This is a genomic window from Escherichia sp. E4702 (genome assembly GCF_963883545.1).
Classification (GTDB): Bacteria; Pseudomonadota; Gammaproteobacteria; order Enterobacterales; family Enterobacteriaceae; genus Escherichia.
The window spans coordinates 68243-79764 of record NZ_CAWORF010000002.1; the positions used below are offsets into that span (position 1 = coordinate 68243).

General features: G+C 52.1%; 8 protein-coding genes. 2 read left to right on the top strand and 6 right to left on the bottom strand.

The genetic code is table 11. The annotated features are described in order from the left end of the window. Window positions 1–12: 12 nt before the first annotated feature. The 5 genes from ygjJ to ebgR form a co-directional block, all read right to left on the bottom strand. Window positions 13–1083, bottom strand: coding sequence for a protein YgjJ (gene ygjJ, locus AACU94_RS00485; RefSeq protein ID WP_135488723.1), 1071 nt, complete (start codon window positions 1081–1083; stop codon window positions 13–15). A gap of 134 nt (window positions 1084–1217) precedes the next feature. Then, complete coding sequence (locus tag AACU94_RS00490; protein WP_135385465.1) at window positions 1218–2651, bottom strand: amino acid permease; 1434 nt, start codon at window positions 2649–2651, stop codon at window positions 1218–1220. Between the two features lie 62 nt (window positions 2652–2713). Beyond that, window positions 2714–3163, bottom strand: a complete 450-nt coding sequence (locus tag AACU94_RS00495; protein ID WP_001219954.1) for a beta-galactosidase subunit beta — start codon at window positions 3161–3163, stop codon at window positions 2714–2716. Then, on the bottom strand, window positions 3160–6252 hold the full coding sequence (gene ebgA, locus AACU94_RS00500) for a beta-galactosidase subunit alpha (RefSeq protein ID WP_135488724.1): 3093 nt from the start codon (window positions 6250–6252) through the stop codon (window positions 3160–3162). Before ebgA ends, AACU94_RS00495 begins: the two co-directional genes overlap by 4 nt. A 183-nt stretch (window positions 6253–6435) precedes the next feature. Continuing rightward, window positions 6436–7419 carry a transcriptional regulator EbgR gene (gene ebgR, locus AACU94_RS00505; protein ID WP_135488725.1) on the bottom strand — a complete coding sequence of 328 codons (984 nt, stop codon included), beginning with the start codon at window positions 7417–7419 and terminating at the stop codon, window positions 6436–6438. Window positions 7420–7637: 218 nt separating this feature from the next. On the opposite strand from ebgR, the gene AACU94_RS00510 reads away from it, so the two are divergent. Next, window positions 7638–7970: a tRNA-binding protein gene (locus AACU94_RS00510; protein ID WP_000450588.1), complete on the top strand. Its 333-nt coding sequence runs from the start codon at window positions 7638–7640 to the stop codon at window positions 7968–7970. 41 nt (window positions 7971–8011) lie between these two features. On the opposite strand, the gene ygjG is transcribed toward AACU94_RS00510, so the two are convergent. After that, window positions 8012–9391: a putrescine aminotransferase gene (gene ygjG / locus AACU94_RS00515; RefSeq protein ID WP_096122362.1), complete on the bottom strand. Its 1380-nt coding sequence runs from the start codon at window positions 9389–9391 to the stop codon at window positions 8012–8014. 417 nt (window positions 9392–9808) lie between these two features. Between ygjG and aer the strand changes: the two genes are divergently transcribed. Beyond that, window positions 9809–11329 (top strand): aerotaxis sensor receptor Aer, encoded by a 1521-nt coding sequence (gene aer / locus AACU94_RS00520; protein ID WP_135488727.1) that lies wholly within the window; start codon window positions 9809–9811, stop codon window positions 11327–11329. The last annotated feature ends 193 nt before the right edge of the window (window positions 11330–11522 follow it).

An 11522-nucleotide genomic window follows, 5' to 3' on the forward strand; every position in this document is an offset into this window, starting at 1 on the left:
TTACAGTCCTTATTACCAGTAAAAATATTGCATCAGGAAGATTTGGTCGCTGGGATCGTGAGAGGCATTTTTCATGTAGAAGCGGCTATCAAAAGCCGTTGCGAAACGTCCGCCGCCGTATTCGTACCAGATACCAAACTGCATGAAAGAGGTGGTTTCATCGTCAGCGTGGTCAGGGCGATGTTTGGCGTAGGTGTAAGCGGTGGAGAGATAAACGCCCTTTAACGCTTCATACATGGCGCTCACCATCATCCCACTTTCACTTCCCGGTACGTCCAGCCCGTCGGCGCGTCCGGTATGGTGCCAGGCGCGAGCGGCAAAGTTAGGGGTCAGCAGGCCCGTGAGATAGAGTTGGCCTGTGCCGTCGGTGATTTCCAGACCGTTCATCCAGGTGATGCCTTCGGCAAGGTCATACTGGATGTAACCGTTCATCATTGCCGGATAGGTGTATTTGTCGTCGTAGCGATCGTACTTGCCGAAATGTAGCCAGGCATTGCTTTCGTCATGATGTCCGGCAGGTGTGACGGTGACGCTATAACGAAAGTTGCCGCTTAAGTTCTGTACCTTCAGCGCGGTCATAATGTCGCGGGTATTGGGAATGACGTAGCCCAAATCGGGTGTGAAGTCGCCCCACCATTGCAGGTCATCCAGCGAGGAATCCTGACGCAGACTGAGCATGATTTCGGTGCCATCGTGGGTACGATAACCGCCATAGAAACGGTTAATCCCACCTTCGAAACCGCCCCAGCTATGGTCAGGCACCCAGGCATTGCCGTCGTGGTCGGCCTGCACTGTCCAGCCTTCGCCATAAATCAGGCCGAACCAGGAGCCGTACTTCATCTCCAGGCCACCTTCAATATAGGTGCCGTCGCTGTATTTATGTTTATTCTCACCCTCTAAATCCATATATCCACCAACCCCTAATTCGCCGTAAAAACGAAATGAAGGAGAGGATGTCGAGGTAATTGCGGGTGTTTTTGTGTCGTCATGTTCTGCCGGACGTACTTCTTCGCCCATTGCAGACAAGGCGTAGCAAAACGGCAGGGCAAGTAATGCTCTGCAAGGCGTACTTATAAATTTCATAATATTAATCCATGAGCTAAAGAGAAAAGTACAGCCTTTTATCGTTGTAATTATAAAAATATAAAGGCAGAAACTACTTTCCCTCTCCCCATCCAGGAAGAGGGAAAATGCCTGCTCATTTTTTATTAGTCTGCTTAATCAACATTGCTGGCTGGCGTCGCTTCAATATGACGCTCTTCAGCAGTTAATCCCTTTATATATTTACTGTATTTCCACCACGCAAAGCCGAGGAAGATAACAATACCGCCGACGTTATAAAAAATGATGGTCAGAATATTCGCGCCAGTCGGGAATGTCGAAGCGACAAACCCTACGGCAAATATCGCAATCAGCATTGAAACAATGATAATACCGGTGCGGCGGGAGCCCATACGGAAATCGCGTGGCAGGTGATCTAATTTGGCGCGTAAATTCAGATACGCCAGCATGATGAATAACGGCGGAAGCATGGACGCTGCGGCAGTCATATTAATAATGGTATTCATCAGATCCTGCACGGTATTGGAACCGAGCATCGGGATAATCATCAGCGGGATGACGATCAGGAACTGGATCCACGCCGCGCGCGCCGGAACGCCGTTTTCGTTAAGTTCGACGGTTTTCTTACCAAAGATGCCTTCCGGGATTTCGGAGAAGAAAATTTTCACCGGTGTTGCGGTCCACATCAGCAGGGAGCCGAACATCGCGGTAAAGGACACCAGACCGACAAAGCGATTCATCAGCGCTTCCGGCAGACCAAAATACGCCGCCATGCCGTGGAATACCTGCACCGATCCACCGGTAAATTTCAACTCTTTGCTGCTGACGAAGACGTTAATCAGCACTGAGGAGACGGAATACAGTACGCCGATAAAAATCCCGGCGAGGATGATCACTTTTACGAACGATTTCGAACCGCCTTTGACGTCGTTAACGTACACCGCGACGGACTCCGCGCCACCTGCGGCCATAAAGATCCAGGTGGTAACGCCGAGGAACGCCCAGTTGAAGTTCGGGATCATCGCGTCAACGGTGATCGGATCGGCAGGCTGTACGCCGCCAACCAGCGCCGTACCTGCCAGTAAAATGTAGGAGAGCGTTAACAGCAGCATCAGTGTTGAGGTGACGGAGGTGATTGGCCCCAGCATTTTCGCCCCGTTGGTAGAAACCCAGGTGGAGAAGGCGAACAGCACCATACTAATAATAGTGGTGGCAATCGGCGTCATAATATATTCGTAGCCGAGGAAGGCATACGAAGCATAAGCAATAACGCGCGGCAACAGCGAGGTGAAAAAGAACAGGTTTACGAACCAGTAGGTATAGGCAGTAATAAATGCCCAACGTCCGCCCAGCGAACTTTTTACCCACGCGTAGACACCAGCTTCTGAGTTTTTATTTAACGAAACAAATTCTGCGATGATCAGACAGAAGGGAATAAAATAAAAAATCGTCGCGAGGAAAAACATCGGTGCCGAGGCCAGTCCAAGCTCAATATTATTATTGATAACGTTGTTAAAGCTGTAAACGGCGGCAAAAGTCAGCGAGAGCAAGCCGAATTTACCGATTGTATTACGTTTGGTATCAGACATAACACATCTCCGAAAATGAGTAGGGTAGCGGTGGCGGCAAACTCCTTTTGCCGCCGTAGTTGTTATTTGTTATGGAAATAACCATCTTCGATGGTGACTTTGAGAACCACTTTTTTGACCGCGTTATTGCAGATAAACCGATACGCTTCATGGATATCGCAAATAACGATTTGCCCTTCGTGGACCTCTACGGTTTCTCCGCAGCCTTTTAAATATTCACGGTCAGTTTCATCACGATAATATTCCACGACCTGTAATGTCTCTTTCGGCGCATATTCAATTTTTTGCTGCCCTTGCAGGTAGTAATGCACTTCAAAATAGCGTCGATGCCCGGTAAATAACGCATCGGTCGCGGAGTCTGTCTCCACGCGGTAAGTCAATGAGTCACCGATGGAGTGGGCGACGCCAGGCTGAATGTTGTCGATATTTTCAATCGCTTCAACGCAGCGTTGCCACTTCTTGCCAGAGGCGTAAATCTGGCGGAACTGTTCTAAGTTATCGATGATCCTCATTGCTTATTCTCGCTGTGCAAATTCGTGGAAAAGAACCCTGCGCCGAACTCATACGACGCCAGGCTTTGCGCGGTAGCTTCTCCGCCAGAAACCGGCAGCAACGTAAATCCGTAGCTGAAGTCACGGAACCAGACGCGCCAGGAGTCCAGCACCTCGCTGCCCCAGGAGTTGGAGCCGAGGCCAAGCAGCTGGTGGTCGAGATTCAGGGTGATGTCATCACTGCGCTGCAGCTCGTTACAGTGCTGGGCAGCGTGGATATTTTCCTGGGTATAGTGCCAGGCGCTGAAGTTAATTGGGCGCTGCGGAACCACCAGCAGACCGTTGCCGTGGCGGTTAGTCAGTGCCGTCCAGCGGACATGCTGACGGTTGCCGTTGTTCTGCGGGAAGGGATAGTTCTCGAACATGGCATCGACGGTGCTGCGCCAGATATCGATGATGTTAGCCTGCTGGCTGTCGGCGTAGTTTTCGCCCGGTCCACGACCGTAATACGCCACCTGATCGTATTCGCCGTTAATCCCCATGGTGAAACCGATGCACGGAATGATGTGCGGATAGTCGCCGTAACGCTCGCCGGAAAGCGCCACGTTAACCTGGCCATCGGCAGCGATGCGCCAGATGTAGGTGCAGCGCATCCCGAAGTCAAACACCGGCGGGGCTATAACCGTGCGGCTGATGATCAACACTTCACCATCGCTCTGTTCTACGGCAAAGTCGCGCAGATGTTCCTGCATGATCTGCAAATGATTCGGCTGCCACAGCCCTTCGTACTCCTGCTTGTGGTTGTCGATCATTGGCTTGAAGAAGTTGATCTTTGGCTCGCGGGTCAGCAGCGACTCGCCATTCACCTGCCAGGATGTCGGTTTGCCACTCATTTTTGAGAAGGTGATCGCGAAGTTGTAGCCGCGAACGGTGCAGCTCAAACGATCGTCTTCCAGCGTCAGCGGACGCGCATTATTTGGCGCGAAAGGCACTGGCTGTGCGGTGTTTTCCTTCAGCGGGAACTGATAAGTGGCGATAGGGTGTCCGGCTTCGCTGTAGCGGGTGCGGGAATCTTTGGTCACCGTAATGTTGAGGAACGCTTCGCGGGCGTCCAGCTTCGGCAGTGTGATCTGTAAGGGGGCTTCGCTGTTCGGTGCAACGTCGCGCAATTTAATCTGCTGCGTCGCGAGCGTTTCACCTTCGGCGCGCACCTCTGCGTGCAGAGTGTAGTCATCAAGCGTGGTAAACCACAGTTTATTTTCGACTTTCAGCTCGCCGCGAGTCAGATCCAGCGCGTGGATTTTTACCGGCGCGATAACCTGTTTGTACTCTTTCAGGCCCGGTCCCGGCGTCTGATCGGAATAGATCAAACCATCAAGACAGAAGTTATAGTTGTTGGGATAGTCGCCGTAGTCGCCGCCGAATTTATACCAGACATTGCCGTGGTCATCCTGCGCCTGGATCCCGTGGTCGCACCACTCCCAGACATAATGTCCCTGAATGCAATCGTGCTTATAGAAGACGTTCTGGTACTCCGTCAGCCCGCCCGGTCCATTCCCCATCGCATGAGCATATTCACAGATGATGCGCGGCTTCGGATGCGGGTATTCACCAAACTCATTCATCAGCGGCACGCGGGTGTACATGGTGGAAATAATATCGACCACTTCAGCATCGCGATCTTCTTCGTAATGCACCAGTCGCGTGTCATCCAGCGCCTTCGCCGCGTGGTACATCGCGCGGATGTTACAGCCATAGCCGGACTCGTTGCCCAGCGACCAGATGATGATCGACGGATGGTTTTTCTGCGCGTGAATATGGCGAACAATGCGCTCGACGTAGACTTTTTCCCACTGCGGATCGTCGGTAATGCGGCTGATATCGCCGACGTTAGCAAAGCCGTGCGATTCGACGTCGGTTTCCGCCATCACAAACAGGCCATAGATATCACACAGTTCGTAAAAACGCGGATCGTTCGGGTAGTGAGCGGTACGCACGGAGTTGATGTTGTGCTGCTTCATCAACTGGAGATCTTTTTCTACGCGATCCATTCCAACGGCGCGGCCTTTGCGATGATCGTTGTCGTGGCGGTTGACGCCGTGCAGCATCACATAACGGTTATTGATCCAGAACAGACCGTCGCGCACTTTGATATCACGGAAGCCAACGCGTTGTGGCACCACTTCCAGAACGTTGCCGTCGGCGTCTTTCAGCGTCATGACCAGATGGTAAAGATAAGGGGATTCTGCCGACCATTGCTGCGGCTGTTCGACAGTAAAAGCAAAGCTGGCGCTGGTCAGCTTTTCAATTGCCAGATGCTCAATGGCGCTGCTGTGCACCACGCGTTCCCCATCAAACAGGGTATATTCCAGCGTCGTTACGACAGGGGAGGCGGCGAGATTTTCCAGCACCACTTCGCAGGAAAGCGTGGCATCGCAATAGGCTTCGTCAAAGTCGGTACGCACGGTGAAATCGTTAATATGCGTTAGTTGTTTTCCGACCAGATAAACATCGCGGAAGATCCCCGCTGACCACCACATATCCTGGTCTTCCACGTAGGTAGAGTCTGCCCACTGCATCACGCGCACACACAACAGGTTGTCGCCGGTTTTTACCATCGCGCTGATGTCAAACTCTGCGGTCAGGCGACTGCCCTTGCTGAACCCCACATACTGACCGTTAACGTAGACTTCAAAATAGGTTTCGACGCCGTCAAATTTAATCAGCGTCTGTTTACCCTGCCAGCCGTCGCTGAGGGTGAAAATACGTTGATAGGCACCGGTTGGATTATCGCTGGGGACAAACGGCACATCGATGGGGAACGGAAAACCTTCGTCGGTATATTGCAGTTTGCCGTGGCCTTCCATTTGCCACATGGCGGGGACGGTAATATGCCCCCAGTCAGCCATTAACTCAGAGGTGAAGGCTTCTGGTACTTGCAGCGGATGGTCAAAAAAGTGGAAATTCCACTGACCGCTTAAGGGCAGAAACAGGCTGCTGGTTTCACGGGCAAAAGTACGCGCCTGCGCAACAGAGTCATATGAAAAAAAGTACGCACGCGGAGCAAGTCGGTTTTCGTGGGTGAGCTGAATGTTTTCCCAGCGATTCATAGGGCCTCCCGGTAGAGAGAAATCGGAACCATTCATGGTGATGGTAGTTTGTGTAATTGCTGGGGAGTTTAGTAAAATTTTTACTAAAATGTAGCGAGTAAATGCATTTACTTTAACTGGATCACGAAAATAAACGGCAGCACTGTCCGGCAAAAACGATTGCCGGACAGTGTGTAAGGGGATTTAACGGGTCGTGCCGCGCAGTTTTAATTTGCTGGGAACGAAGACTAATAGCGGCAGCGCGCGACCATCGCGGGCTTTTTCATACACCAGGTTAACGCCCTGACTTCCCATCATCTCGGAATGGATGCGCACGGTGGAGAGCGGCGGAAAGGTAAATCGCGCGGTGGGGATGTCGTTCACGCTGATAAGCGAAATATCCTGTGGGATGTTCAGGCCACGTTCATGAATTGCCCGCAGTACGCCGATAGCAATGGAATCGGAAGCAACAAACAGTGCCTTCGGATAGTCTTCCCGCGCCAGCATCTGTTTTGCCAGTTCATAGCCCGACGAACTGGAAAAACCGCCGCGCCAGATATCCTCTTCGCGTACCACTTGTTTCAGTCGGCCATATTCCGCAAAGGCGACCTCACGAATATCCGCCTTGCCAGGCAAGTCTTCACCGCCAATAAAACCAATGCGATTAACACCCTGGTTGATATAGAAGTCGATGATTTCTTTACTGATGCGTGCCAGATCGATATCCACCGCATCGTAACCGCTGCCAGGTTCGTGAAAATCGATAAAACAGATATTGTCGGTCAATGCGCTGGCAGCGGCGCGCAGGGCGGGCGTGGGTTTGCCGACAATTAAAATACCGGTGACGTTTTTAATGTCTGGTAAGCCGCTGTGTTCATAACAGTTGGTGAGCTCGATGCCTAGCTTTTCGCACTGGGTTTCAATGCCATGGCGGATCGCCAGATAGTAAGGATCGTTGATCTCCAGCTCCTGCTGGTAGCTGTAGATAGCCAGAATATGGTGTTGGTTGACTGCGCCTGTCTGGAGTTTACGGGCGCTACTGGTCTTGTACTCCAGCTTTTCGGCGATCTCGAGAATGCGATGTTTCGTCTCTTCTTTCACATTCAGTGTCGGATCGTCATTTAAGACCCTGGATACTGTCGCCAGGGATACGCCAGCTTCGATTGCGATGTCTTTTAGTGTTGCCATGTTTACCTTTTTTACTTTCCCTGATGTGCGCTTCCATTGTAGAGGAAGTGCTTATCGGGTCACCTGTTTTCAGTAAATAAAGCGCGTTTCTTTGACGCTGTAACGGTAACACAGCGGCTTACGAATGTGATCACGCCTGCATTCTCCATTTTTAGCCTACAGGATTGAGAAAAACTTTTGCTATAGTTTAGTAAAATTTTACTCGAAGGGAGGAAGCAATGGAAACCGTGGCTTACGCTGATTTTGCACGTCTGGAAATGCGCGTCGGAAAGATTGTGGAAGTGAAACGCCATGAAAACGCCGACAAGCTGTACATCGTACAGGTTGATGTGGGGGAAAAAACGCTGCAAACCGTGACCAGCCTGGTGCCGTACTACAGCGAAGAAGAGCTGATGGGGAAAACGGTGGTGGTCTTGTGCAATCTGCAAAAAGCGAAAATGCGCGGTGAAACGTCGGAATGCATGCTGTTGTGTGCGGAGACCGATGACGGCAGTGAAAGCGTGCTGTTAACGCCGGAGCGGATGATGCCTGCGGGCGTACGTATTGTATAAAAAGATCGGATGGCGACGTCGTATCGCCATCCGATTTGATATTACGCTTCTTCGACACTGACTCGCATGGCCGCCAGCGCCTTACGCGCCGCTTTGATCACCTGTTCACACTGTTCAATAGTCAGTGTCAGTGGCGGTTCAATGCGGATCGTTTTGGCGTTATTGAGCGTTCCGGCCACCAGAACGCGCTGGCGGAACATCTCGCTGGCAAAGTTATAGCCGATTTCGTTATCAACAAACTCAATCGCCATCAACATCCCTTTACCACGCGCTTCCTGTACCAGATCGGGATATTCCCGCGCCAGTTGACGGAAACCGTCCAGCAACATATCGCCTTTTTGTTCAGCCTGAGCCGGTAAGTTCTGCTCCAGCAACACATTGATGGTCGCCAGCGCCGCCGCACAGGCCAGCGGGTTGCCGCCAAAGGTGGTGGTATGCAGGAACGGGTTGTCGAACAGAACTGAGAACACCTCTTCAGTGGCGATGGTCGCGCCAATCGGCATCACGCCGCCGCCGAGGGCTTTTGCCAGACACAGGATGTCCGGCTGTACGTTCTCATGCTCGCAGGCGAACATCTTGCCCGTGCGCCCCATGCCCGTTTGTACTTCATCGAGGATCATCAGTGCGCCGAACTCATCGCACAGCTTACGCACGGCGGTGAGATAGCCCGGCGGCGGCAGAATTACGCCACCTTCACCCTGAATCGGTTCGAGGATCACCGCAGCAACATCATCACCGGTTTTTTTGCACTCGCTAAGGGCCGTGCGCATGGCTTCGATATTGCCAAACGGGACATGACGGAAGCCCGGCAGTAACGGCATAAACGGTTTGCGGAAGGTCGATTTCGCCGTGGCCGACAGCGCGCCAAGTGATTTACCGTGGAACGCGCCGCTGGTGGCAATAAAAGTAAACTTGCCGCGCGGCGACTGGTAAGCCTTCGCCAGCTTCAGCGCTGCTTCAACGGACTCGGTGCCGCTATTACAGAAGAAGCTGTATTTCAGTTTACCGGGCGTTAGCGCAGCAAGGGTTTTCGCCAGCATCGCCCGTAACGGATCGAGCAGCTCCTGGCTATGTAACGGTTGTTTCGCAAGTTGATTCTGTACGGCGGAAACCACAACTGGATTACGGTGCCCCACGTTGAAAATTCCAAAACCTCCAAGGCAGTCGATAAACTCCTGTCCCTGGGTGTCGACAAGCGTATTTAAACCTCCCGCTTGCCACTCTACGGCTCCGTAATCCCCGCCGGCGGTAACAGATTTGCGATACTCTAAAAACCCCGGATTGACATGCTCTTTGAAGTATTCAATCACCTCCCGGTTAAGTGCTTTCATCTCCTCATGATCCAGCGTTCGCTTCTCAATGAGATTCAGGGCGTGGGCGCTGCACGCTAAAGCCGATGCGCTCGAAGGTAACCTGTTCAAAATATGCTCCGGAGGCTCGCGTATCACATGATACCGATTTAAGTATTGCAGGGATTGCGCCACTCCGGCTGCGATCGCGAAAATCGGGATAAACACAAATTGCGTTATCATTCTCGTAACATTTAATGCTAAATGTTAACTGTTGTCGTTATTTTGTACGATTTTATCGGGGGGGAATTTTGCGATCGCTGTGCAAATGCATTCTTTCAGGGCAATAAATGCCGGATTTTTGGGCAAGATAATTAACGTTCTCGGATAATAACAGAATGAAAGTATTTTAAATCAAGGGATTAGGTTTTGTGCTTTAGTTGCAAATTGCGATCTAAATCAAATTAAAGTGCTAAAGATAACCGCGCCGGGGCCGACATAACTTCCGACAAGAAGTTAACAACCATATAACCTGCACAGGACGCGATTATGTCTTCTCATCCGTATGTCACCCAGCAAAATACCCCGCTGGCTGACGATACTACCCTGATGTCCACTACCGATCTGCAAAGCTATATCACCCACGCCAATGATTCTTTCGTGCAAGTGAGCGGCTATACCTTGCAGGAGTTACAGGGCCAGCCGCACAACATGGTGCGTCACCCGGATATGCCAAAAGCGGCGTTTGCGGATATGTGGTACACCCTGAAAAAAGGGGAACCCTGGAGCGGCATCGTGAAAAATCGCCGCAAAAATGGCGACCATTATTGGATACGGGCGAATGCGGTGCCGATGGTGCGCGAGGGCAAAATCAGTGGCTATATGTCGATTCGCTCCCGGGCGACGGATGAAGAAATCGCGGCGGTGGAGCCGCTGTATAAGGCGCTGAACGCTGGACGTACCAATAAACGTATGCATAAAGGGCTGGTGGTACGTAACGGTTGGTTGGGAAAACTGCCGTCATTACCGCTTCGCTGGCGAGTGCGTGGAGTGATGACACTGATGTTTATCGTGCTGGCGGCCATGCTCTGGTTTGCCGCTGTGCCGGTGGTGACGTATTTCCTCTGTGCGTTAGTGATGTTGTTGGGAAATGCCTGTTTTGAATGGCAAATTGTACGTCCGATAGAAAATGTCGCCAGCCAGGCACTGAAAGTGGCGACCGGAGAACGTAATAGTGTTGAGCATTTGAATCGCAGCGATGAGCTGGGGCTGACATTACGCGCGGTAGGGCAGCTTGGCCTGATGTGTCGCTGGTTGATTAATGATGTCTCAAGCCAGGTTTCCAGCGTCAGAAACGGGAGTGAGACGCTGGCAAAAGGCACTGATGAACTGAACGAGCATACTCAGCAGACGGTAGATAATGTCCAGCAAACTGTAGCGACCATGAACCAGATGGCGGCGTCGGTGAAACAGAACTCAGCCACAGCATCGGCTGCCGATAAACTTTCTATCACCGCCAGTAATGCGGCTGTGCAGGGCGGGGAAGCGATGACCACGGTGATCAAGACGATGGACGATATCGCCGACAGTACCCAGCGCATTGGCACCATTACTTCGCTGATTAACGATATTGCGTTTCAGACCAATATTCTCGCCCTGAATGCGGCGGTGGAAGCGGCGCGTGCCGGAGAACAGGGCAAAGGTTTTGCAGTGGTGGCAGGGGAAGTGCGTCATTTAGCCAGCCGCAGCGCCAATGCTGCCAACGATATTCGCAAGTTGATCGATGCCAGTGCTGATAAGGTGCAATCCGGTTCGCAGCAGGTGCACGCTGCCGGACGGACGATGGACGATATTGTGGCGCAGGTGAAAAATGTCACCCAGTTGATCGCCCAGATTAGCCACTCAACGCTGGAACAGGCCGATGGGCTTTCCAGCCTGACCCGTGCGGTGGATGAGCTTAACCTGATCACGCAGAAAAACGCCGAGTTGGTGGAAGAGAGTGCGCAGGTGTCGGCGATGGTAAAACACCGCGCCAGCCGGCTGGAAGACGCGGTGACGGTGCTGCATTAATCGGTATGCCGCATCCGGCGGTTGGAGCACAATGCCTGATGCGATGCTGGCGCATCTTATCAGGCCTACGGGGTGTGTAGGCTGATAAGGCGTTCACGCCGCATCCGACGGTTGATACACGATGCCTGATGCGATTCTGGCGCATCTTATCAGGCCTACGGGGTGNGTAGGCTGATAAGGCGTTCACGCCGCA